Below are 22,960 nucleotides of genomic sequence, written 5' to 3'. Positions count from 1 at the left end.
CCGACGTGTCTCTGATCCAATCGGAAAGCGGCAACAACGCGGTGGAGATGTTCGCCACCCGCATCGATGTGCAGTGGGACTTCCGCACCAACACCGGCCCGGTGCTTTTCCACTTCGAGCGAGTGGACTGGGATCGGGAGACCGGAATGGTCAACACGCGCGGGTATGAGCGGACGATCCGGCACGATATAGCGGGGCTGATCGGTGGCGAATACGCCATCACCGACCCATTCACCGGCGAAGGGCTGGTGGAGCCCGGCTGGAAGCTGATGGCGATGATCAAGGCGGCCACCGAGCGAGTGTGGGATGCGGAGACGGCGCCTGTTGACGAGCAGACCGGCGGTGAGGGCGAGTCCCTCGCCGTCGTGTTATAGCGGGCAGAAGGGGCGGTAGGCGCATCCGGCAGCCAGCTAGCTCACGGGCTCCAGCAGCTGTTCATTATTGTTGCGCGGGGTGTTTACTGCCCGGCTGACGCGATAGGCCTCCATCGCCGGCGGCTCGCTGGCCAGCAGCATCGCCATCGCGTCGTCGGGCGCGGCCGCCAGCCACTCATCGGCTTGGCCTGCCGTCAGCCACACCGGCATGCGGTCGTGGATATCGGCCGACACGCCGCTGCTGTCGCCGGTGATCACAGTGAAGGTGCCTAGGTTGTCCGGGTCGAGCAGGGGGCTGGTGTCTTCCCAGAGGCCGGCCGCCAGCAGCTGCCCGGTCGCGTGGATGAACCACGGATCCTTCTTGCCGTCTTCGGCGTTGACCGACCACTCGTAGTACCCGGCCATGGGGATCAGGCAGCGGCGCTTCTTGAACGCGGACCGGAAGGCCGGCTTGGTGGCCACCGTCTCGATGCGGGCGTTGATCGTGGAGCCCTGCAGCTTCTTGGCCTTGGCCCAGAAGGGCAGCAGGCCCCACGACAGCCGGGTGACCTGCAGGCCGGTGCCGCGATCGAGGATCACGGACGCGCGCTGCGTCGGCGCCAGGTTGAAGCTCGGCTGGATGTCGGCCAAGCCCGGGGCAAGGTCCGCCAGGCCGGGCAGGCCGAGGTCGACAACGGGCAGCTGGACGAATCTTCCGCACATGACCGGAGGGTAGCCCTGCCGCCCGTGCCCAGCGCGTGTAGGGGCATGCCGCCCTAGCGCCGCGCGGTTGCTCGACGGGGGCCTATGATCGGAGTGGTTATTGCTGCAGCAATCTCCCGCGTCCTTGACACGATAAGGGACTGCCATGTCACGCTGCCCCTGCGTGCCTTGTCGGCACATCATTGGGAGACATGAATGGCGAAGCGAATCGAGGTGGAGTCTCTGGCCGGGCTGGAGCATTTGGTGGCCGCCTTAGAAACGGAAGACGTGCTCGGAGCGGTTCTGAGGGCGCAGCTCCAGGTCGAGCAACAAATCGAGCTTTTCCTCGTGGCGAATGTTGCCGACGACATGTGGGAGGTCGCTGGTTCTCTTCCTCAGAATTTCTCTCATAAGGTCGCGCTGGCGGCCGCGCTGGGTTTTCCGAAGGAGCTGTGCTTTGCAGCCACGGCGCTCAATCAGATCAGGAACAAGTTCGCCCACAGGGCCGGCTGGACCCTGAAGCAGCCTGACATCGACAACCTGGTCGACAAGTACGAAACGGCGCGGGCCGCCGTTGACCCGGAATTCTATGAAATGCGCAAGTCATCTATCCGGGTCCACAGCCGTGGCGGCGAGAAAATTGACTTTGGTACCAAAGGCCCTGAGTGGGACTTCAAGATGGTTTCTGGAGGGATCGTGTCGCTGATCGTAAAGTATCTGGTGATGCAAAATTTGGAGAACGGTTTCGGCCTGCCGTAATCCGGATAGAGTCCTGCAGTGGCGGGCAGACGGCCCGCTTGAGTGCCCTTTGCGGGGCAGCGCCGCCTTCAGCAGCGCACCGGCGGGATCTCGTGCACGGAGGTCGTGTAGTTCGGCGAGAGCATCTGCTGCCGCATGCCCCACGCTGGCCGCGCCTGCCAACCCGATGCGCCAAGGCCGGCGGTGCCGCGCCCGAACTTCTGGTTGATCCGGTCCAAGGTGACCATCAGCCTCTCGTTGCCGACCACCGTCGGCCCGAATAGATCCGCCTGCAGCTCATCCGGGCGGGCCAAGTCGAGCAGCGCCACCCCTGCCTTCTTGTATCCGATGCCGTCGCGGAGCAGGCCGCGCAGCAACTTGCGCACGACACCCAGCACAATGGTGGTGTCCGCGGTTGACGCAGGCAGGCCAACAGTCCTGCTTGCGTTGTGCTGCCGCAGTTCCGGCCGGAACACGTCGGAATGGGCGAACACCCAAACGCCGGCGGTGACCAGGCCCCGAGCGCGCAGCTTCTCGCATGCGCGCACAGCGAAGGTGGCCAGCGCTTGGGCAACTGCATCGTGGTCCTCCACGCGGTCTGCAAATGATCGGCTCACCATGATCTGCTGGCGATCCGGCTCCACTTCCTCCAGCTCCATGCAGGGATGCCCCTGAAGCTCGCGCTGAGTGCGCGCCAGCGTCACCCCGAAGGCGGCCAGGATGTCGTCCGCCGGCGCGTCGCGCAGCGCAGCGGCGGTGCTGATGCCCATGGCTTCCAACCGCGGCGCCAGCCGGCGCCCTACACCCCAGAGATCGCCGACCGGAAACGTGCGCAGCACCGCGTCGCGGCAACGGGCTTCCCCGAGGTCAATCACGCCGTCTGCGCCCTTGGCCACCTTGTTGGCCAGCTTGGCCAAGGTCTTCGTGGGGCCGATTCCGATGCAGTTCGGAATGCCGGTCCACCGATGCACGCGCTGCCGCAGATCCCGGGCGAATCGTTCTCGGTTCCGCACACCTTCAAGGTCGATGAAGCTCTCATCGATGCTGTAGACCTCCACCCGGGGCGCGGCTTCGCGCAGGATGGTCACGACGCGGGCGCTCATGTCGCCGTACAGACCGAAGTTTGCCGAGCGCATCTGAAGCCCGTGGCGGCGCACCAGGTGCTTCAGCTCATGAGCCGGCTGGCCCATCTTGATGCCCAACGCCTTGGCTTCGGCCGAGCGCGCGATCGCGCACCCGTCGTTGTTGCTCAGCACCACCAGCGGAACGCCGCGCAGCGCCGGCTGGAACACGCGCTCGCAGCTGGCATAGAAGTTGTTGCCGTCAACGAGCCCGAACATGGCAGCTCCGGCGCTTGATCTGGCGGACGACCCCCACGACGGCGAATACCTCAACCTCGGTGGGTTGCTCGAGCACGATGGGCGGGAAGTCGGGGTTGGCCGAGTGCAGCTCCATGTGGCTCTCGAACAGCTGAAGCACCTTGCAGCTGGGCTGGTTCCCGTCCCAGATAGCAATGACCAGGTCACCGGCCTGCGGAGTAACCGACCGGTCCACCACCAGGATGTCCCCGTCGCTCACGCCGGCGCCACTCATGGACCAGCCATCGGCGCGGTAGAGAAAGGTGGCGGCCGGGTTGCGCACCAGCAGGCGGTGCAGGTCGATGGCCTCGTCCATGAAGTCGTCGGCCGGCGACGGGAAGCCCAGCCGCGCGCGCGCGGCGGCAAGGGGCACGAACTGCGCCGGGCCGTCGATCAGGGCGGGCCCGACGGGCCACGCCAAGGTGTGGGGGAAGGGGAGGGACTGCATGGGGCGTACTCTGGGAGCGGCTTGTCTCACGAGTCGAGACGGAACGCATATTAGTACAATTACTAATGACTGGCTGTGAGGGCGGGTCCGGCCGCTGCTAAACGTGTTCCGCCGCCATGGTGCCGGCTCCGCGCCAGTCGCGACCTGCGCGACAGCGCCCCGGTATCCTGCTGCAATGGCGAAAAGGCAGAAGGATCAGGCCTCATTGGAGGCCCAGGCAGAGGCCAAGCTGCAGCGTGCATCGGACCTTGAACGGGACACCTCGGGGAGTTGGCGAGCTCGTGCTCGCCGTCGGCAGAGCGCGCGACGGTTGAGGGCAACCGCTAGCGACGAACAACGCGCAGCGGGCATTTATTCCATCTCGGAACTGATAGAAGATCTTCCCTTCTGAGCTTTTGGCGAATCCTTTAGCTCACCTATCCGGTTCTGGAACAGACGCTCCCGGAGTTGCCAAGCTTCTATGATCGACGCGCCAAGTTTTAGTGCTGTTGGCAAGAAGGAGCGAAAAATTATCTTCACATATTGCGTCGCAAGAAACTAGTTCAATGCCATTCCACACGCCGCTAGTCTTGAACTTGCTGCTAAAAATAGCTGACAGCTTGGTGGCGAATTCTTCAGCTATCTTGATCGGAGTCTCCATAGGATAGACTACGTAGACCAAGAGTTCGTACGGATCGCCTTCCGTCTCGCGCTCAGTCATGTGCCCATCATCGACGTCGAAATAGAGTGCGCGAATGCCACCTCCGCTCTTCTTCGAAAGTTCGTCAACCTTAGATCTGACCCGATCCATTGCGGATTCGAACGCGTCAGGGAATGCTGACCTTCCGTAGCGCGCGGAAAGCCATCTGCGCAGAATCACTAGTTGGTCAGCGGAAAATTGTTGCTCAAAAAGGGCAGCATTCTGGAAAAAATGTTGCTTGTCAGGTGTCGTCTTGCTGCGCACGTCGAAGTGCAAGCATTGGGCGCTGCCGGTGTTTGCTCCGCAGGAAAGCTCGAGAATGCGCGGATTCTTTCCGTAAGTTTTAGATCCATCCGTTGACGAAGCCGTAGCCGGGATCCACTCGATCTTCGGCTCAACGGAACTTTCAGCCGCGATGTCGCAGTCATGGCTAATCAAAACCCCTAGCGTGCCATCTAGCATCGCTAGGGCTCCTTGCCACCAACTTAGATTCCTTTCTTCGCTCATGTTAGCGGCTCAGGTCAGGTCGACATCATCCAGTCGGCGAAGGCTACCTCGCGACCTCTTCTCAGCCAATCGAGCAGCAATCAGTTCCCGCTGACTAGCGCGTTCCTGGTGCGATGCAAGAATATTCTTAATGAGCGCATCTGCTGAAGAGCCAGCAGCAAACGCCTCCCAAAAATTCTTTCCTGAGTGTATGGATAGTGCCAGTGAGCTCTTGGCTGGAATGCCCGCTTCGGACAGCTTGCGCCCAGCATCTGCCAGTTGATCCAGCTTGATCTGCACGGCAGAGCCAGGTGCGGAGTTATCCTTCATCCAGTTATAGATGGTGGTTCGTGAAACGCCCATGGCTCTTGCCAAGTTTGCGCTGGTTGTCTGAAGTCCTTTGGTAATGACTTCCAATTGGTCGCGGATCGGTGCGACCACCTCACGTCGTACCTGGCTGTTACTCCCATGGTCTTCGACTCGCTCGACCCCAGGCACCATATAGCCGTGAGGATCAGTGCCGGCATAAAGACTGCCACCGGTGCCAGTCATCATGACGCCAGCAAAAATGGCTGCCGTGGCAAGATTCTTAGTTTTTTTGCTATGTTTGATGAAGGCCATTTTATTTCCAGTCCTCCAATGCCTCTGGTGTAACTATCGACCTAAAAACTTCGCTCAAGTCGGACTTTAGTGCCTTGAGGTGAGTTAAAATTTCCGCGCCATCGAATTCTCTAGCAAACCCATTCTGTCCTCCGAAGATTGCGTCCGAGTCAATCATTGCATGCACACCTTCAATGCCACGAAATCTTTCGGGAATTGGGGGTGCAATATGTATGAGATCCGCTGGATAGGAAAGTTGTGTGGATCTAGATAATACTCTGGCCTTGATACGTCTTTCTTCTTTAATCAGTAACGTTTCGTTGAATGTGTAGTCTGCATCCCATTCATCTCCCAATGTGCCGACAAGACCAAGAAACTCTGGGCGGATGTAACGAGTGAGGTCGTCGCTAGGGTGCGCCACTGCATCCAGAAGCCTCATGCCGATCCTCGTATACGAGTCTGGCTCGAGAATCCTTGATGTAACCTCAATTGCTTTTGCCAGTGCGCGCTCAAATACAGACATGGAATCAAACTCAACCGTTTGATACGAAAGTGACTGTTCGCGTAGCACGATAGAATGAGTGGAATCCCTTGAAGCAAACACATGCGCGATCGTCTGCTTCTGGCTGATTTTTGGCTCAGTCGTCCCGGTCGGATCGGCCTTCACCTCAAAGCCAGTCTGTATTGACGCTGAGTATCCTGGGAACCCCTCCTTACGGAGCTGATCTTGGAGCTCAGGTATCAGAGCATCCAACTTAAGGATGGGGCTGTGAAGCACCTGCACGACGGTGTAGAAGACGGGAGCCTTAGAGAGCTTGGCCATGTCAGTTCCTCGGGGGTGACGCCATTTTACACATAAGTTGACACTTTTTTGTGTGAAATTGGTCACGGCCTCCTGAAGACCTGGCCGCTGGGGAGGGCGATGCTTAAGTAACTGTATCTATTGAAAATAGTGACGAGTTCGGCAATTGCATTGGCTTGTGCCTAGAGGATCCCACGTCAGCTCGCGCGGAAGGCAAGTCTTGTGCCTAGCCGCTTGAACACACCACAGCTGCTGCTTTGCCGGTGAGCAGATCCAGCAGCGCCTCAACGGCAGCGCGCTTCTCCGCATCGTACTCAAAGAAGTTGTAGTGCCGCTTCTGGACGCCGCTCAGGCCGTGTGACTGCAGGTGACCACGAACCTCTTCGGACAGGCCCAGCGCCGCGAGCCGCGTTTCCACTGTGCGGCGCAGGTCACCTGGGGTGCACGGCGATGCCAGCTCACCGGCGGTCACCATGTTTGCCACGACTGGGTCCATGATTCCTCGCAACTCGTCATAGGTGGCGGGCGTCTTCCCGGCGGTGAGCGAGAACAGGTGTGGCCCGTCACTATCTCCTCGCAGGGTGGCGAGATCCATGGCCATCCGTGGGAGCAAGGGCACCAGATGCACTCGAGGGAGCCGGCGCCGGCCCTTGATGTCGAGCAGGCGCACGGACCCGGTACCGGTGTCTGCGTCGTGAGCGTGATCTGACCACTGCAAGCGGATCAGCTGTGCGATGCGCTGGCCGCCGGTCAGCAGGTGGAAGCGCAGGAGCGCGCCCTGCCGTCCGGGTATGGCCTCGATCCTTCGCCAGTACGCGCGAAGCTCGGCCACCGAAAGCACCCGGTCGCGCGGCTGTCCGCTGTCGAGGGTCGCAAGGTCGCGCGCGGGGTTCCTGGACACGTTGAGCGCGCGCAGTGCATCAGGGGCGGCCGCATCCTGCTTTGCCGCGATCGCCGCCGCATAGGCCGCACGCAGGTACGAACGGATCTTGCCGCCTTCGCGCAGCTTCTTGCCGCGCACCATGCGGGACAGGATGGGGAGCAGATCATCCAATTCGAGCTCAGAAGCGGGACGCGCCCACAGGGCCGGCCACGGTTCTTCGATGTGGCGCCTGATGGCAGCGCGGGTTGCTGCGGCGGAGACCTTGCCGGCATCCTCCAAGCTCTGGGCGTAAGCCATCATCAGCGCGCCCAGGGTTGCTCCGGAGCGGCGCGTCGACTCGGCCAAGGCGTCGGCCTTCGCACGTTCCGCTGCAGCTGTCTCGGCCGCGATCGCATCGCGCAGATCCCGTTCGCCGGCTTGATACCGGCGGGACAACGCCGCCGCTGACTCGCGCGCCGCGGTCAGTGCCAGGCCGGTGCCGATCAGCAGGCGGTCCCGCTGGCCGTTGGCCTTGGTGTATCGGTAATAGAATCGCAGCTGCCCGCCTGCCAGCTTGCGAACGTCCAGGCAGCCCGCTCCGCGCGGGGCCGGATCGGAAGCCCATTCGCCCGCCGGCAGAGCGGCGAGCCCCTTCGCTGTAAGCATTCCCTTCATTGCGCCCATTGGTGACCGCTCGGTGACCGTTTGTCCCTGGAAAGAGGTGGACGATGATGGGCGCAGGTGGTCGCATAGCCTGAGAAAATCAACCACTTAGCTTAAAGCGGGTCCGCTCATGGAAGGTCATGGAAGCCCCATAGAGGCCTCATAATCCTTTGGTTCCAGGTTCGAATCCTGGTGGGCCCACCATCGAATCAGGCACTTGGCATCAACCGCACTGCCGATTCGCAGGTGCGACAGCTTCTTCCATAGTCACGGCGACGCACTTCTTTTGTTGAGAAGGTGATTTGCGAGTTCCTTGCCGCGGCGCAATTGGGCGCCGTCCAGACCAGCTGCGGCATTGTTCAAGAACGAGGCGCCATAGCGACTTGAACCTGTGCGGAAGTATGCTTCCGCGTATGCATAGGCCATGACCGGGTCTTTCGAGGCCAATGTGCCGTTCTTGTAGATGTCGCTCAAACGCACATATGCGTTCGATTCGCCGGCCGCTCCCGCGGACTCGAGGAATCTAACGGTGTTCTGCTTGTAGTCACGGATCAGATCCGGATCCAGCGAGTTATGTTCGTCTTCAAAAATCCTCGAAGCGTATAGCGCGTAATCGAGCTGGGCGCGGATGTTTCCATGCTCGGCGGCATGGGTGATCGCGGTGAACACCTCTTCACGACTCAGCGGCTCAAGCCAAAGATCCTTGCAGAGCTCGTCGGTCGTACTCCTGACGTGACCCGTGGTGGCGGAGGCCTCGCGATCAATCTGACAACGCAGATTTGTTTCAACCAGTTCGTATGTCGTCGTGGCACTGGCATCGTTCCTGACAACGCGACAATCATGACAGACGCCACTACAACTACCTTGCGTTTCATCGTGTATCCGGTCCCCTGAAAACCCAGCGTCGGCTGAGCTTAGATTTATAAGGCATCTGCTGCTCTCAGCATGCTGCGGCCAGGATCAGATGCCAACACCCATGAGCCCGTGGGCAGTGCGTCATTGAAGGTTTCACCGGAAACTTCTGTCGCGACGTCCTGCACTGGGCATGAAATCGCATGGAATAGGAATATACAAAAATAGAAGCACGGCACATTTCGTTTTTGTTAATTGTGTGTCAACTATCGTTCCGCCCCGGTTTGCGGCGCCAGTAATGGCTTCACCGATTTCGCGATTTAGTTTTTCGCATCGCTTCATGTGCGCTTGCCGGTCGTGCGGCGCAGCTTTCCATCGGCCACGTGTCGATGGCTTTCAGAGAGGTTGATTCATGAAGTTTCTCATTATCCCGGCAGCCCTTGCCGCGACATTACTTGTGTCCGGATGCACAACCAGCAGCTGGATCCAGGCGGCCGGTGGCGTGATGCAGGCAAAGGATGACTATGACAAGCAGGCGCGCAACCAGCGCATCCGCGACGCCAACGCGGCGGCAGCGCGTGCGCGCCGGCAGTGAGCGCCGCCCCCATGACCAAGGCGATCCTGCTGGCGTGTGGTGTCTGCGCGGGTCTGTCCGCATGCATGCCCAGCGTTCTTCAATATGACCGCGGCAATCCGGTCGTGATCAGTTCGCTGCAGCAGGGGGCGACCCGCGAGTCAGTCCTGAGCGCCGCGGGACGGCCGCTGGATGCAATGGTGGTGCCCGGCATCAACGGCGTCTGCTACAACTATCTCCTGCGCAACCGCGGCAACACCTCGCCCTACTATGTGGTCTTCAACGCGCAGGGGCGCGTCGTCAACGCAGGCTATATCGCCTGCGAGAAGGCTCTCGCCGCGGGGTACCTGGATTCCAGTGAGCCAATCAAGCCGCGCTACTGATTGAACGACAACGCGATGCGCACGCGCGTCATCGCAACAGCGATGGCGCCTGGTCGATCCGCCACGCACCATTCAACGCGAGCACCACCGCGAACCTTCCGCACAGCAACACGTCGGCCTCGTTGTTCTCGCGCAGGTAGCGATCCGCCCCCGGCAGCATGAGTACCTCCACATCGCCGATGAAGTCATGCCGCTCGTGATGCCGGGCGCGCACCATCACGCGATACGGCCCGCGAAGTGTGCGCACTACCGGCCGGCTGCCTGCGGCCCGTGTCGCCTTGATCAGATCGATCACGTTCCCGCGCGGCATGCGCCAAACGATGCGCTCGGGTTGGCCGAACCACTCCAGCGCTTTCGCCTCGCGGGTGTGCAGTGCGCGCGTGGGTGGCATGCGACCTAATGCCAGTGCTGCGCGGCGGCTGCGCAACGCACTCCACAGCATGCTGCCTACGATGAACAGCGCGGCGGCCATCAGGTACACGAACACCAGCCCGAACCACGGTGAGCTGTTGGGGATACCGAACAGCATGGCAAAGAAGATGAGCAGCAATACCCCCGTGATCCACTCGACCGTGTTGTTTCTTGTCGCCATGCCGGATCCCTTGAGTCACCCCGCAATACCCGGGGAGCCGGCCATTCTGACCCGGCAGGGGGCGCTCGTCAGCGGTTGGGTGACTTCTTTCGCAGGCTGAGGACGACGATGGCGATCACCGCTGCGATGGCGACCGGGATGAGCATCAAGCCGCCGATGATGATCCAGTGGTAGATACTGAAACTGCCCATGCGTAAGACCTTCCGTTGGTTGCTTCAATCCTACTATTTTTGTCCGTAGGCGGCATCGGGAACTGGGTGCTGGAGCCCATAAGCCGGAAAGAACGCTCGCACAGCGCCTTTGGACCCCTATGCCATCCGGCACGTGGCCGGCGCCGCATCTGCCTGCTAGAAAGGCTGTCACGGACTTCCCCGGGGGTGATGCATGAAGCAACGCGTGTTGTCGGCCTGCGTGATGGCCCTGACCCCGTTCTGCGCCCAGGCGCAGATCGACCTGGCGAACCTGGACAAGGACATGGTCGGCCCACGCACCGACGTCCTCGTGCTGGGCAGCGTCCACCTCAGCGAGCACGAGGCCTTCGATCCCAAAGCACTGTATCCGCTGCTGGACAGGCTCGCAGCCTTCAAGCCCGGCTACATCACCATCGAAGCCATCAGCGGCGAGCAGTGTGACCTGGCCAAGCGCCATGCGGCGGTCTACGGCGATGACTACTGCGCCAGCACGGAGACCGCGAAGACCGCTACGGGGCTGGATGTGCCTGCCGCGATCGTGCAGGTCAACAAGACGTTCGCAACCTGGCCGGCGTCGCCCACGCCTGCGCAGCGTCGCCAACTGGCCGCCCTGTTCCTTGCCGCTGGCGAACGGGCGTCTGCGTACGTGCAGTGGCTGCAGCTGCCCGTGGCCGAGCGACGCGCGGGCGATGGCCTGGATGGCACCCTGGTCGAGCTGCTCAAGCAGATTCAAGCGCGCAAGAACGAGAGCTACCAGATCGCCGCGGTCCTGGCCGCGCGGCTCGGCCTGCAGCGCGTGTACGCGGTCGACGACCATACCGGTGACAATCATCAGATCGCGGACCGCAAGGCGTTCAGCGCGGCGCTCCAGCAGGCGTGGAGTGGGTATGGCCCCACGTTCGATGCCATGACGGAACGCGAAGCGGCCTTCATCGCGTCCAACGATCTGCTCTCGCTGTATCGCAGCGTCAATGAGCCCGCGGCGCTGCAGGTGCTCGCCGAGTCCAACGTGCGCCCGACGCTGGCCGCCGTGTCACCGCAGCACTACCCTCAGATCTGGGTGCAGGGCTGGGAGATCCGCAATCTGCGCATGGTCGCCAACATTCTCGAGGTCGTGCGCGACCACCCGGGCTCCCGCGTGCTCTCCATCGTCGGCGCTTCGCACAAGCCTTGGTTCGATGGTTGGCTGCGGCAGGTCTCGGGGGTGGATATCGTGGATGCACAGGACGTTCTCAAGGAGTAGGAGGGCACCGCCCGCGGCCCCCTCCACGCTGCCTCAGAACCGATAGCCGATTTGCGCACCGACGATGCGCGGGCGGTCGATGGGACCGTAGTAGTTGCCGTCACGGCCGAACGCCAGGTTGTCGAAGATCAACCCGTTGATGCGCCGCTTGTTGGTCAGGTTGTCGACGTACACGCGCGTGCTCCACGGCCCGGTTTCGTAGCCGAGCTGTACGCCGAGGATGGCCACCGCCGGTTGGTAGGCGCGATTGCGTTCGTCCAGCGCCATGCGGCCATTGAAAGAGGATTCCACGCGCGCGAACAGCCCGGAGCGGTGCTGGTAGCGTGCGGCAAGATACGCCGTGTACTGCGGAGTGAGTTTGACGTCGTTGCCGGCCAGACTCTCATTGACGCCGACGAACAGCTTGCGGTACTCGGCGTCGACGTAACCCGCATTTGCCATCAGCGTCAGGCCGGGCAGGACCTCCAGCGCGCCTTCCAGCTCCACACCGCGCGAGCGGATGGATGCATCCGAGCCTACGTAGTCGGAGGAGATCGGCCGGCCGTTGGCATCGGTGGCCAGCTGGATCTCCTGCCAGTTGTCCGAGGTGATGTGGAACACCGCGCCACCGATATGCCCGCGCCCGTTGAGCACGTTCTTCTTGAAGCCGAGCTCGTGGCTCCACATCATTTCCGATTCGTAGCGCAGCACTTTGTCGTTGACCACGTCGCTCTGTGCGGCCGCCAGATTGAAGCCGCCCGGAATGTAGCCCTTGGCGGATGCGGCGTAGAACGAGAGCGTGTCGCTGGCGTCGTAGCGCAGTGAGACGCGCGGGAGCGTGGCGGTGAACGTATGTGCGAGTTCGGCATCGCGATAGAACACCAGCCCGCCCGGGCCAAGGTCGAGCGTGCCTTCACGCTGGCGGGTGGAACGCTTGGCCTGCTCATGGCGCAGACCGAGGCTGGCGGTCAGTTTCGGCAGCGAGGGTGGGGTGTAGCTGGCGGTGCCGAACACGCTGTAGTCCTGGCCATCCGAGCCCTGCAGCGGTGCGAGGTCATAGCTGCCCAGGCCGCGCAACGGCGGGCCGACCAGCGTGCCCAGGATGGAGTCCTTGTGGTGCCGGTAGGTGGAGATGCCGGCGATGTAGGTCAGCGCTTGATCGCTGGGGGAGCTGAAACGCAGTTCGCCGTTCCAGCTGTGCTGCTTGTCGTAGATGCGGCCGGCCAGCGCGGGCGTCGCAGTCATGTCGAAATCGTAGCCGGCGGAGGTGTCTTCCTCCTGGCGATATGACAATGCCGCATCCAGGGTGCCGCGGGACAACTGCCATTGCGCGCTGGTCCCGGCGACGGTTTCGTTCTTTGTGGTGCGCTTGGGCGCATCGTTGATGTAGGTGAAGTCACCGGTACGACGGCCGCCGTTGTAGAGATCGCCGTAGGTACGGTTATACAGGCCGACATCCAGCGGCAGGTACTCGTACTCGAACATCCCGGGTGCACGCGTGCCCAGGTGGTAGGCGATCGCGTTGATGGCCAGCGTATCGGTCGGCTCCCAGCGCAGTTTGCCTTGCAGATAGGTCTCCTTGACCTTGCCGTTGACCCCGTTGAAGGGCGTGAGGTTCTTGAGGTGGCTGTCTTCATCCGAGGCCATGAACGCCACCGAGCCGAACAACCGGTCGCTGTTGCCCAGCGCGCCGCCGAGGAAACCATCCACGCTGCTGCCGTGGCCGTTGCCGAACGAGGTGACGCCGACATTGACCTCGCCCTCGGTGGTTGCCGACGGTGCACGCGTGCGCACCAGTACCAGGCCGGATTCGCTGTTGGCGCCGTAGAGCGTGCCCTGCGGCCCGCGCAGGATCTCCACCGACGCCACATGGTTCAACACCGCGTTGCTCAGCTCGCGGAACGGAATGCCATCGATATAGACCGAGGCCCGGTTGACCAGAAACGGGTTGGACTCGATGCCGCGAATGGAGATGAACATGTCGCTGAGCTGGCCCATCACGTTGAACTTCACGTTGGGGGCCAGCTTGTCCAGGTCGCGGAACTCGGTGACGTGCGCTTCTTTGAGTGCGTCGCGGTTGAGCACGGTGACCGACATGTCGCTCTTGAGGTAGGGCGTATCGCGTTTGCTGCCGGTCACCATGATGCCGTCCAGCTCGGTGGCCGTGGCGGGCGGGGTGGATTGGGCCTGGGCGGGCGCACTGGGCAGCAACTGAAGCGCGGCGAGCACGGCGCCGGCAAGTACAGCGTGTTTCACGAGGAGCCTCTGGGGTGGTGGCGCGCACCACGGTGATGGGGAGGAATCGCGAATGTTATTGTGTAACAATCAGGTGCCGCTGCTCCATTTCCGGAGCGGCCGCTCCAGAACGGGACACCCGATGACCTGCGCCTTTTCCTCACCAACGACTGCCCTGGCTGCACGCGTGGCGTCCGAAAGTGGCGGTCCGCTGGACGCGTGCGTGGGCAATGCCGACGGCTCGGTGCTGATGCTCCGCCATACGTTCGCCGCGGCGCAGGGCGCGATGGGTGAGGGCAGTGCGTTGCGCATCGGGCTGCTCACGGCGGGCGGTGGCGCGTTGTATCAGCGCACGGCGCTTGGACGCATCGCGCAGCCCTGGCGGGCAGGCGCGTTCACTGTGGTGTTGCCGGACTGCCCGGGCGAATTCCGCAGCCCAGCGCTGGCGCTGCTGGGCCTGGCGATCGACGCGCGGCATCTGCAGGGTCGCGGTGTGCGCGTGGAGCAGCTGCATTGGGCGGCGTCGGCGCTGCAGGAGGACCCGGTGATCGCCTCGGTGATGGGGGCGTTGTGGCACTGCGCCGAAGCACATGCCGGTTCTGCCGCGTTCTTTGAGCACGGTGTCGACCTGGTGCTGAAGCGGTTGGCGGGTCTGCCGGTTGCGGCGCCCGCGACGCGACGCGCGTTGTCGCCGACGCACCTCAAGCGCGTGCAGGAACTGATCGATGCCCATCTCGGCGACGATCTGGGCGTTGCCCGCATGGCGCAGGAAGTCGGGCAGGAGGCCAGCGGATTCAGCCGCGGCTTCCGGATCGCAACCGGCATGACGCCTTACGCGTACCTCACGTGGCGCCGGATGGAGGCGGCCAAGCCGATGCTGCTGGCCGGCCGCAGCGTCACCGAGGTCGCCTTGGCGATGGGCTATGCCAACCCCGGCAAGTTCGCCGCGGCGTTCCGGCGGGTGACCGGGCAGGCACCGTCGCGCTGGGCAGGCAACGCGCGAGGTGAACTGGCGGCCCGTGTTTGAGACCATCGGAGGACTGCGCTATCCTGCGCGCCGCTTCCGCTGCCCCGGCAGGACCCCTGTGATGACGCCACCCTGATACCGCGTTGACGACGCGCCGGCCTCTGCGCTGGCTCAGGGAGTGCTTTGTCTTCATCACACAACGCGCCGTGCGCATCGCCGGTGCGTGGAGTCTGTCCATGTCTGTGTCCTACCCGCTGCGCCAGCAATGGCTCGGCAACATCCGCGGTGATCTGCTGTCCGGCGCCGTGGTTGCCCTCGCGCTGATTCCCGAAGCGATCGCCTTTTCCATCATTGCCGGGGTCGACCCCAAGGTTGGCCTGTACGCCTCGTTCTGCATCGCGGTGGTCACCGCCATCGCCGGTGGCCGGCCGGGCATGATCTCCGCCGCCACCGGCGCGATGGCGCTGGTGATGGTCGATCTGGTCCGCGACCACGGCCTGCAGTACCTGTTGGCTGCGACGATCCTGGCCGGGCTGCTGCAGATCGTCGCCGGCGCGCTCAAGCTCGGTGCACTCATGCGCTTCGTCTCGCGCTCGGTGATCACCGGCTTCGTCAACGCGTTGGCCATCCTGATTTTCCTGGCGCAGTTGCCCGAGCTGATCGGGATGCCATGGACGGTGTACGCCGTATGCGCGGCCGGCCTGGCGATCATCTATCTGCTGCCGATGCTGACCCGCGCGGTGCCCTCGCCGCTGGTGGCGATCGTGGTGTTGACCGCACTGTCGATCTGGCTCGGCCTGGACATCCGCACCGTGGGCGACATGGGCGCGCTGCCGGACAGTTTGCCGGCCTTCCTGCTGCCGGACGTGCCGCTCACCTTGGAAACATTGCGCATCCTGCTGCCGGTCTCGGCCACGCTGGCGGTAGTCGGTTTGCTGGAGTCGATGATGACCGCGCAGATTGTGGAAGACATGACCGACACCCCCAGCCAGCGCAACCGTGAGTGCGCCGGGCAGGGCCTGGCCAACATCACCGCTGGGCTGTTCGGCGGCATGGGCGGCTGCGCGATGATCGGGCAGTCGGTGATCAATGTGTCCTCCGGCGGCCGTGGCCGATTGTCCTGCCTGGTGGCGGGCGTGCTGTTGCTGCTGCTGGTGGTCTACGGTGCGGATTGGGTCCGGCAGATTCCGATGGCCGCGCTGGTCGCGGTGATGATCATGGTCAGCATCGGCACCTTCCACTGGCGCTCGTTCGCCGAGTTCCGGCTGCATCCGAAAAGCTCCTCGGTGGTGATGCTGGGCACGGTGGTCGTCACCGTGGCCACGCACGATCTGGCCAAGGGGGTGCTGACCGGCGTGCTGCTGTCGGCGCTGTTCTTCGCCCGCAAGGTGGGACGGATGCTGGACATCGCCGAGGCCGACACGGCCGACGGCACCCGTGTCTACACGGTCAGCGGGCAGGTGTTCTTCGCCTCGGCCGGGCAGTTCGCGGCGGCCTTCGACCTGCTGCAGGTGCCTGAGCGCGTGACCATCGATCTGAGCAGCGCGCACTTCTGGGACCTCAGCGCCGTGGGCGCGCTGGAACGGGTGACCGGCAAACTGCGCGCACGCGGGGCGCAGGTGGAGGTGATCGGACTCAACGCGGCCAGCCAGACGCTGGTGGAGCGGCTGGGGCGCGGCGAGCGTGGTGCGGGCGTTCACTGAACACGGTCAGGAAGCCGCGCTAAACATCGCGCCGATGACGCCGTTATCCAGCTGAGTCCCTTCTCTGGGCCAGCTCCGTCACGGTGCGGGCAGGCGGCATCTCCACAGGGCAGGGCGGTGGCACCGTGGCGTACGACGCGGTGACCCCCAGCACAGGACCAGCCCTCCCGGGAGTGGCGGCGGGCTGCCTGTGCTGATCCGACGTTGCATCGATCCCTGCTGGCCGCGCCGTGATTGCACCGCGTGCGTGCCGGCCCGCAATGGACTGCGTGTTTCCGTGGCGGCGCGTGACTGCGTCCGCCGGTATGCCCTTTTTCCGGAACCGCCCCCATGCCCGTGTCCCGCCCCACTGCTTCCAAGCGCCCTGGCAGCATCGCCAACCGACTGATGCTGGGTACGGCGTTGATCGCCATGCTCTGCTTCGGTGTCACCGCTGCCATCAGCTATCGCGAAGCCAGCGCGTCGCTGGTGGATGCCTCCCGCCACACCATGCAGAGCGAGGCCCAGGCCGAAGCGCTGCGGGTGAGTGGTGATCTCTCCAGTGCTTTCGCCACCAGCCAGGCGCTGGCGCAGAACCTGCTGGTGCAGCGCGCTGCGGGAACGCTGTCGCGGGCGACGGTGTCTGCGGTGATCCACCAGCAGGTGCAGGTGCACCCGGAATGGGTGGGCTTCGGCACGTTGTGGGAACCCGACGCCTTCGATGGCAAGGATGCCGAGTTCGTCGGCGCCGAGGCACACGATGATACCGGCCGGTTCATGAGCTACTGGGCCTGGCACGACGGCGCGCCGATGCAGGATGCGCTGACCGGCTATGACGTGCCCGGCGATGGCGACTGGTATCTCAAGCCGAAGGCGCTCAAGCGGCAGACCGTCGCCGAGCCCTACACCTACGAGATCGGCGGTCAGAAGGTGCTGATGACCACGCTGTCCACCCCAGTGATCGATGACGGCAGCTTCCTTGGGGTCGTGACGGTGGACTTCGCGCTGGCCGCATTGCAGAAGCACCTGGCCGCGCTGCGCCCCATGGAGGAAGGCCATGTGGAACTGATCTCGCCCGGCGGCATCGTGCTGGCCGCGAAGGACGCCAGCGAGATCGGCAAGCGCCGCGAGGATGCGCTGACCACGCAGGTACTGGCGGCGGTCAAGGCAGACAAGACCTTTGATGCCTTCGAACCGGATGCGGCAGGCAACGTGAAGACCTACGTGCCGCTGCGCATCGGCGGCAGCGAAGAGCATTTCGCGCTGGGTGTGATCGTGCCGCATGCGCTGATCACTGCGCAGGCACGTGCGCTGCTGTGGATCATCCTGGCCGTTGGTCTGGGTGCGGCACTGGTGCTCAGCGGCAGCGTGTACGTGCTGCTGCGCCGTCAGGCGATCCGTCCGTTGGCCGATGCCGTCCGCCTGTCCGCAGAGGTGGCCGAGGGGCGTCTGGATACACCGCTGCCGCCCGCGCGTAATGACGAAGTCGGCCGCCTGCTCGAATCGATGCAGCGCATGCGCAGCCAGCTGCGCGCGGTGATGGCCGCGCAGGGTGAGATGGCCCAGCGACATGAGGGGGGCGAGCTGAGCTACCGCATGGACGCGCAGACCTTCCCGGGCGAGTACGGCAAGATGGTGGAAGACACCAACCAGCTGGTGGGCGCCAACATCGCGGTCACGCATCGCCTGGTCGAAGTGATGCAGCGCTACGCGGTCGGTGACCTGAGCCCGGACATGGACCGCCTGCCCGGCGAGCAGGCCGCCTTTACTGCTGCAATGGATACCACCAAGGCCAACCTGCGCGCCATCAATACCCAGATCGGGGATCTGGCCGGGGCGGCGGCGGTGGGGGATTTCAGCCAGCGTGGCGATGTGGTGCGCTTTGACCACGACTTCCGCGCGATGGTCGAAAACCTCAACACCATGATGCAGGTCAGCGATGACAACCTGCAGCAGATTTCCGCGCTGCTGCGTGCCATTGCCGCGGGTGATCTCACGGCGCGCATGCGCGGCGAGTTCCATGGCGTGTTCGCGCGGATGCGTGACGATGCCGATACCACGGTAGCGCAGTTGACCGACATCGTCGGCCGCATCCAGCAGGCCACCGGCAGCATCAACCTCGCCGCCGGCGAGATTGCCGCAGGCAACAGCGACCTGTCGCGCCGCACCGAGCAGCAGGCTGCCAGCCTGGAAGAGACCGCCGCATCGATGGAAGAACTCACCTCCACGGTTCGCCAGAATGCAGACCACGCGGTGCAGGCCAACCAGCTCGCCGCCGGCGCTGCCGAGGTGGCTTCGCAGGGCGGTGTGGTGGTCGGCCAGGTGGTGACCACCATGGCGGGCATCGAGGCCTCGTCCAAGCGCATTGCCGAGATCATCTCGGTGATCGACGGCATCGCGTTCCAGACCAACATCCTGGCGCTGAACGCTGCGGTGGAAGCCGCCCGTGCCGGCGAACAGGGCCGGGGGTTCGCGGTGGTGGCCACCGAAGTGCGCGCACTGGCGCAGCGCTCCGCCGGGGCGGCCAAGGAGATCAAGACCTTGATCGACGACTCGGTCACCCAGGTCAGCGCGGGCTCGGCCCTGGTGCAGACCGCCGGCCGTACGATGGAAGAGATCGTCACCGGCGTGCGCCGGGTCAACGACATCATGGCCGAGATCTCGGCAGCCTCGAAGGAACAGTCCGCCGGTATCGAACAGGTCAACCAGACCATCACCCAGATGGACGAGACTACCCAGCAGAATGCCGCGCTGGTGGAGGAAGCGACGGCGGCCGCGCGCGCGATGGAAGAGCAGGCGCAGCAGCTGGGCACGGCGGTGGCGATCTTCCGCCTGCAGGCCAGTGCGGCGGCGGGCACACCGGCGCGTCGTGCCACCCCCGCGCGGACCGCTGCGCGCGTGCCTGCGGCGGCACTGGTCGGCGAGGACTGGCAGACCTTCTGATCCGGACCGGCGCGCCGGCAGGGCCGGTTCACCCGGTGCTCACCGCCGGGCGTTGGTAATCGGCGCTATTCTGTTTGCCGATGGTGAGCACATGACCTCTCGTTCCGACCGGCTCGGCCTGACCGCGTTGACTGCCCTGGTGGTCGGATCGATGATCGGCGCCGGCATCTTCTCACTGCCACAGAACATCGCGCGCAGCGCCGGCCCGGGTGTGGCCTTGATCGGCTGGATGATCAGCGGCCTGGGCATGTTGATGCTGGCCTTCGTGTTCCAGAACCTGGCCAACCGCAAGCCCGAGCTGGATACCGGTATCTATGCGTACGCGCGCGCCGGGTTCGGCGATTACATCGGCTTTTCCGCGGCGTGGGGCTACTGGGTCTGCTCGCTGCTCGGCAATGTCAGCTACTTCGTGCTGATCTTCAGCGGCCTGGGCTATTTCGTGCCGGCCTTCGGCGAGGGCAATACCTGGCAGGCGGTGGCATGCGCCTCCGTGCTGCTGTGGGCGATGCACGCAATGATCCTGCGTGGCATCCGCCAGGCGGCCCTGGTCAATGCGGTCGTCACTGTCGCCAAGATCGTGCCCATCGTGGTGTTTCTGATCATCGCCGCCGTGGGCTTCAAGGCCGATATCTTCACCGGCGAGTTCTGGGGCACGGCGGAACTGGGCAGCCTGGGTGAGCAGCTGCGGGGCATGATGCTGATCACGGTCTGGGTGTTCATCGGCATCGAGGGTGCCAGCATCTACTCGCGGCGCGCGGCCAAGCGTTCGGATGTCGGGCGCGCGACGATCATCGGGTTTGTGTGCGTGCTCGCGCTGCTGATGCTGGTCAATCTGCTGTCGATGGGCGTACTGCGCCAAGAGGCGCTGGCACAGGCGCGCAATCCCTCGATGGCCTTCGTGCTGGAGGCCATCGTCGGGCCCTGGGGCGCCACGTTGATCATCATCGGCATGATCGTCTCGGTGCTGGGGGCATTGCTGGCATGGGTGCTGCTGTGCGCCGAAGTGCTGTACGCGGCAGCGGGGGATGGCACGATGCCGGCGTTCCTCGGGCGCGAGAACGCACGGCAGGTGCCCGCCAACGCGCTGTGGCTCACCAACGGGCTGATCCAGCTGTTTCTGATCATCACCCTCTTCAGTGCAGGCACCTATACCAGCCTGGTGCTGCTGGGGGCATCGATGAGCCTGGTGCCGTATCTGTTCTCGGCCGGTTACGGTGCATTGCTGGCGCTGCGCGGGGAAACCTATGGCGGACAGCCCGGGCTGCGGGTCCGCGATCTGCTGGTGGCCGGTCTGGCCACGGTATACGCGCTGTGGCTGGTCTATGCCGGTGGGCTGTCACAGGTGCTGCTGTCGGTGTTGCTGTACGCCCCGGGCATTGCCATGTTCGCGGCCGCCAAGCACCAGCATGGGCAGCAACTGTTCACCCGGGCCGAGCAGGTGATCGTGGCAGCCGTGATCGTCGTTGCCGGCTGGGCGGCGTGGGGCCTCTACCAGGGTCATCTGCACCTGGCATGACCGCGCCGGATCGGCTCAGCCTTCCCGGTTGCCGCGCGCCACCAGTTCGGTCAGCAGATCGATCTGCTGTTGTTGCTGTTGCAGGACCTGCAGCAGGATCTGGTTGCTGACCGTATCGACCTTCTCGTGCAATGCCATGATCTCCAGTTCGGCCTTGAGGTTCACTTCGTAATCGTAGCTGGCCATGCGCCGGTCTTTTTCCGCCTGGCGGTTCTGGCTCATCATGATCACGGGCGCCTGGAGCGCGGCCAGCATCGACAGCATCAGGTTGAGGAAGATGTAAGGGTAAGGATCGAACGCGGTCGCACCGAGCACCTCGGTGTTGAGCACCACCCAGATCAGCAGGGCTGCGCCGAACAGCAGGATGAAGCGCCACGAGCCGCCGAACCGCGCGACCTGGTCGGCCAGCCGTTCGCCGAAGGTGGATTGCTCGGCCAGGCGCTGGTTGGGATCGTCGATGACCGCCTGGCGGCCGATGACGCGTTTGGCGATCGCGTCCAGGTCATGGGTCTGGCGGCCCAGCCACCGGGCGGCTTTTTCCAGTCGTTCGCTGTTGGGATGCGTGGACATTGCGGACTCCGGCGGACAGGTGCGGGCAGGTGCGGGCAGGGTGATCCGCGGTGGGAAAACGCATGGTGATGATGTGGCTGCTTCACGCTCCGTCGGAGGCTGCCGGTGGTGGCTGGAAACCGCGACGCCCCAGCCGCAGCGCCAGATGGACCAGCACGATCAACACCGGCACCTCCACCAGCGGCCCGATCAAGGCGGCGAACGCGACCGGTGAACCCAGCCCGAAGGCGGCAATCGCGACGGCGATGGCCAGTTCGAAGTTGTTGCCGGTCGCGGTGAAGGCGATGGCGGTGGTGCGCGGATAGTCGCGTGCGATCCAGCGGCCCATGAAGAAGCTCAGCAGGAACTGCACGAAGAAGTAGATCGTCAGCGGGATGGCGATGCGTACCGCATCCAGCGGAATGCGCACCAGATCGCCGCCCTTGAGGCTGAACATCGCCACGATGGTGAACAGCAGTGCGATCAAGGTGATCGGGCTGATGGCGGGCAGGAAGCGCGTTTCATACCAGTCAGCCCCGCGCACCCGCAGCAGCAGCCGTCGCCCGAGATAGCCGGCCGCGAAGGGAATGCCCAGATACACCAGCACCGCGCCGGCGATGGTCCACGTGCTGACATCGATCACGCTGCGCTGCAGCCCGAACAACGGCGGCAGCACGGTCAGGAACAGCCACGCATAGACGCTGAAGAAGGCGATCTGGAACAGCGAGTTGAACGCGACCAGGCCGGCCACGTACTGATTGTCCCCGCGCGCGAGCTGGTTCCAGACCAGCACCATCGCGATGCAGCGGGCCAGGCCGATCAGGATCAGCCCGGTCATGTACTCCGGCCGGTCGTGCAGGAACAGTGCGGCCAGCGCGAACATCAGCACCGGCCCCACCACCCAGTTCTGCAGCAGCGACAGCGCCAGCACGCGCTTGTCGGCAAAGACGGCGGGCAGCGCCTCGTACTTCACCTTGGCCAGGGGCGGGTACATCATCAGGATCAGGCCGGCGGCGATCGGCAGGTTGGTGCCGCCGATGGTCATGGCGTCCAGCGCGGCGGGCAGGCCGTCGAACAGGGTGCCCAGGGCCACGCCAACCGCCATCGCCGCGAAGATCCACAGGGTGAGCCAGCGGTCCAGGAAGGACAGGCGTGGCGTGGCAGGTGTCGTCATCGCGATGGGCCCGGCAACCAACGGATCAGCACGACGGCGCGCATGGGCCAGCGGAACCGCAGTCCGCCTCGCCGGCGCAGCAGTTCTCGGTGAGGTAGCCGATCAGGCCGTTCATCGCCTCGAAGTCGGCGCGGTAGCAGATGCTGCGCCCACGCGGCTCCGCGCTGACCAGACCGGCCGCGCTCAGTTCCTTGAGGTGGAAGGACAGCGTGGCACCGGGCAGGCCGAGGTCGGCGGCGATTTCCCCGGGCAGGCGGCCACCCCGGCCGGCCTGGACCAGCAGGCGGAAAACGCTCAGGCGGGTGGTATGCCCGAGGGCGGCCAGGGCGTGGGTTGCAGTTTTATGTTCCATGTTTCTAGAATAGTCGAACAATTAAGCCGGAGCAACC

Annotated in this window: 23 protein-coding genes and 1 tRNA gene; 10 read left to right on the top strand and 14 right to left on the bottom strand. The window is 64.0% G+C overall.

What is annotated here, in order from left to right; all coding sequences use genetic code 11:
• Positions 1-5: 5 nt before the first annotated feature.
• A complete protein-coding gene (locus BCL79_RS09095) occupies positions 6-374 on the top strand; it encodes a hypothetical protein (protein ID WP_121040166.1) in 369 nt (122 codons plus the stop codon).
• A gap of 36 nt (positions 375-410) precedes the next feature.
• Here BCL79_RS09095 and BCL79_RS09090 read toward each other — a convergent pair whose 3' ends face one another.
• Positions 411-1,076: an SOS response-associated peptidase gene (locus BCL79_RS09090; RefSeq protein ID WP_121040164.1), complete on the bottom strand. Its 666-nt coding sequence runs from the start codon at positions 1,074-1,076 to the stop codon at positions 411-413.
• Between the two features lie 195 nt (positions 1,077-1,271).
• On the opposite strand from BCL79_RS09090, the gene BCL79_RS09085 reads away from it, so the two are divergent.
• The gene (locus tag BCL79_RS09085) at positions 1,272-1,814 is read left to right on the top strand and encodes a hypothetical protein (RefSeq protein WP_121040162.1); all 543 of its coding nucleotides are present in this window, start codon (positions 1,272-1,274) and stop codon (positions 1,812-1,814) included.
• 68 nt (positions 1,815-1,882) lie between these two features.
• On the opposite strand, the gene BCL79_RS09080 is transcribed toward BCL79_RS09085, so the two are convergent.
• From BCL79_RS09080 to BCL79_RS09060, 6 genes are all read right to left on the bottom strand, one after another.
• Positions 1,883-3,133, bottom strand: coding sequence for a Y-family DNA polymerase (locus tag BCL79_RS09080; protein WP_121040160.1), 1,251 nt, complete (start codon positions 3,131-3,133; stop codon positions 1,883-1,885).
• Positions 3,117-3,599: a LexA family protein gene (locus BCL79_RS09075; protein ID WP_121040158.1), complete on the bottom strand. Its 483-nt coding sequence runs from the start codon at positions 3,597-3,599 to the stop codon at positions 3,117-3,119. The genes BCL79_RS09080 and BCL79_RS09075 overlap by 17 nt, the downstream gene beginning before the upstream one ends.
• A 412-nt stretch (positions 3,600-4,011) precedes the next feature.
• Positions 4,012-4,785 (bottom strand): hypothetical protein, encoded by a 774-nt coding sequence (locus BCL79_RS09070; RefSeq protein ID WP_147433874.1) that lies wholly within the window; start codon positions 4,783-4,785, stop codon positions 4,012-4,014.
• A 9-nt stretch (positions 4,786-4,794) separates the two neighbouring features.
• Positions 4,795-5,385: a hypothetical protein gene (locus BCL79_RS20070; RefSeq protein ID WP_147433873.1), complete on the bottom strand. Its 591-nt coding sequence runs from the start codon at positions 5,383-5,385 to the stop codon at positions 4,795-4,797.
• Position 5,386: 1 nt separating this feature from the next.
• Positions 5,387-6,187, bottom strand: coding sequence for a TIGR04255 family protein (locus BCL79_RS09065; RefSeq protein ID WP_121040153.1), 801 nt, complete (start codon positions 6,185-6,187; stop codon positions 5,387-5,389).
• A 205-nt stretch (positions 6,188-6,392) separates the two neighbouring features.
• The gene (locus BCL79_RS09060) at positions 6,393-7,694 is read right to left on the bottom strand and encodes an integrase (RefSeq protein WP_121040151.1); all 1,302 of its coding nucleotides are present in this window, start codon (positions 7,692-7,694) and stop codon (positions 6,393-6,395) included.
• A 117-nt stretch (positions 7,695-7,811) separates the two neighbouring features.
• Here BCL79_RS09060 and BCL79_RS20295 point away from each other — a divergent pair.
• Positions 7,812-7,895 (top strand) — tRNA-Ile (locus BCL79_RS20295).
• A 63-nt stretch (positions 7,896-7,958) separates the two neighbouring features.
• On the opposite strand, the gene BCL79_RS09055 is transcribed toward BCL79_RS20295, so the two are convergent.
• Positions 7,959-8,360, bottom strand: coding sequence for a hypothetical protein (locus BCL79_RS09055; protein ID WP_121040149.1), 402 nt, complete (start codon positions 8,358-8,360; stop codon positions 7,959-7,961).
• 595 nt (positions 8,361-8,955) lie between these two features.
• On the opposite strand from BCL79_RS09055, the gene BCL79_RS09050 reads away from it, so the two are divergent.
• Together BCL79_RS09050 and BCL79_RS09045 are read left to right on the top strand one after the other, a co-directional pair.
• Positions 8,956-9,138: a hypothetical protein gene (locus BCL79_RS09050; protein ID WP_121040147.1), complete on the top strand. Its 183-nt coding sequence runs from the start codon at positions 8,956-8,958 to the stop codon at positions 9,136-9,138.
• Between the two features lie 11 nt (positions 9,139-9,149).
• Positions 9,150-9,500 carry an outer membrane protein assembly factor BamE gene (locus BCL79_RS09045; RefSeq protein ID WP_070471870.1) on the top strand — a complete coding sequence of 117 codons (351 nt, stop codon included), beginning with the start codon at positions 9,150-9,152 and terminating at the stop codon, positions 9,498-9,500.
• Positions 9,501-9,528: 28 nt separating this feature from the next.
• Here BCL79_RS09045 and BCL79_RS09040 read toward each other — a convergent pair whose 3' ends face one another.
• Together BCL79_RS09040 and BCL79_RS20470 are read right to left on the bottom strand one after the other, a co-directional pair.
• Complete coding sequence (locus tag BCL79_RS09040; protein WP_147433871.1) at positions 9,529-10,092, bottom strand: hypothetical protein; 564 nt, start codon at positions 10,090-10,092, stop codon at positions 9,529-9,531.
• A gap of 68 nt (positions 10,093-10,160) precedes the next feature.
• Positions 10,161-10,283 (bottom strand): hypothetical protein, encoded by a 123-nt coding sequence (locus BCL79_RS20470; protein WP_259462124.1) that lies wholly within the window; start codon positions 10,281-10,283, stop codon positions 10,161-10,163.
• A gap of 193 nt (positions 10,284-10,476) precedes the next feature.
• On the opposite strand from BCL79_RS20470, the gene BCL79_RS09035 reads away from it, so the two are divergent.
• A complete protein-coding gene (locus BCL79_RS09035) occupies positions 10,477-11,526 on the top strand; it encodes a DUF5694 domain-containing protein (RefSeq protein WP_259462123.1) in 1,050 nt (349 codons plus the stop codon).
• A 33-nt stretch (positions 11,527-11,559) separates the two neighbouring features.
• Here BCL79_RS09035 and BCL79_RS09030 read toward each other — a convergent pair whose 3' ends face one another.
• Positions 11,560-13,761 carry a TonB-dependent receptor gene (locus tag BCL79_RS09030; RefSeq protein WP_121040141.1) on the bottom strand — a complete coding sequence of 734 codons (2,202 nt, stop codon included), beginning with the start codon at positions 13,759-13,761 and terminating at the stop codon, positions 11,560-11,562.
• A 166-nt stretch (positions 13,762-13,927) separates the two neighbouring features.
• On the opposite strand from BCL79_RS09030, the gene BCL79_RS09025 reads away from it, so the two are divergent.
• From BCL79_RS09025 to arcD, 4 genes are all read left to right on the top strand, one after another.
• Positions 13,928-14,767, top strand: coding sequence for a helix-turn-helix domain-containing protein (locus BCL79_RS09025; RefSeq protein WP_121040139.1), 840 nt, complete (start codon positions 13,928-13,930; stop codon positions 14,765-14,767).
• Positions 14,768-14,943: 176 nt separating this feature from the next.
• Positions 14,944-16,410, top strand: a complete 1,467-nt coding sequence (locus BCL79_RS09020; protein ID WP_121040137.1) for a SulP family inorganic anion transporter — start codon at positions 14,944-14,946, stop codon at positions 16,408-16,410.
• A 330-nt stretch (positions 16,411-16,740) separates the two neighbouring features.
• On the top strand, positions 16,741-19,332 hold the full coding sequence (locus tag BCL79_RS09015) for a methyl-accepting chemotaxis protein (protein ID WP_121040135.1): 2,592 nt from the start codon (positions 16,741-16,743) through the stop codon (positions 19,330-19,332).
• Positions 19,333-19,423: 91 nt separating this feature from the next.
• Positions 19,424-20,848, top strand: a complete 1,425-nt coding sequence (gene arcD / locus BCL79_RS09010) for an arginine-ornithine antiporter (protein ID WP_121040133.1) — start codon at positions 19,424-19,426, stop codon at positions 20,846-20,848.
• A 15-nt stretch (positions 20,849-20,863) separates the two neighbouring features.
• Here arcD and BCL79_RS09005 read toward each other — a convergent pair whose 3' ends face one another.
• The 3 genes from BCL79_RS09005 to BCL79_RS08995 form a co-directional block, all read right to left on the bottom strand.
• Complete coding sequence (locus BCL79_RS09005) at positions 20,864-21,418, bottom strand: DUF1003 domain-containing protein (protein ID WP_121040131.1); 555 nt, start codon at positions 21,416-21,418, stop codon at positions 20,864-20,866.
• An 82-nt stretch (positions 21,419-21,500) separates the two neighbouring features.
• Positions 21,501-22,571 carry an ACR3 family arsenite efflux transporter gene (arsB, locus tag BCL79_RS09000; RefSeq protein WP_121040129.1) on the bottom strand — a complete coding sequence of 357 codons (1,071 nt, stop codon included), beginning with the start codon at positions 22,569-22,571 and terminating at the stop codon, positions 21,501-21,503.
• 25 nt (positions 22,572-22,596) lie between these two features.
• Entirely contained in the window at positions 22,597-22,923 is a 327-nt protein-coding gene (locus BCL79_RS08995) for an ArsR/SmtB family transcription factor (protein ID WP_121040127.1), read from the bottom strand.
• Positions 22,924-22,960: the final 37 nt, after the last annotated feature.

Origin of the sequence: Stenotrophomonas rhizophila (genome assembly GCF_003651185.1) — a bacterium.
GTDB classification, from domain to species: domain Bacteria; phylum Pseudomonadota; class Gammaproteobacteria; order Xanthomonadales; family Xanthomonadaceae; genus Stenotrophomonas; species Stenotrophomonas maltophilia_Z.
Note: the sequence above shows the minus strand (reverse complement) of the source record. Positions and strands in the feature narration are given on the sequence as shown.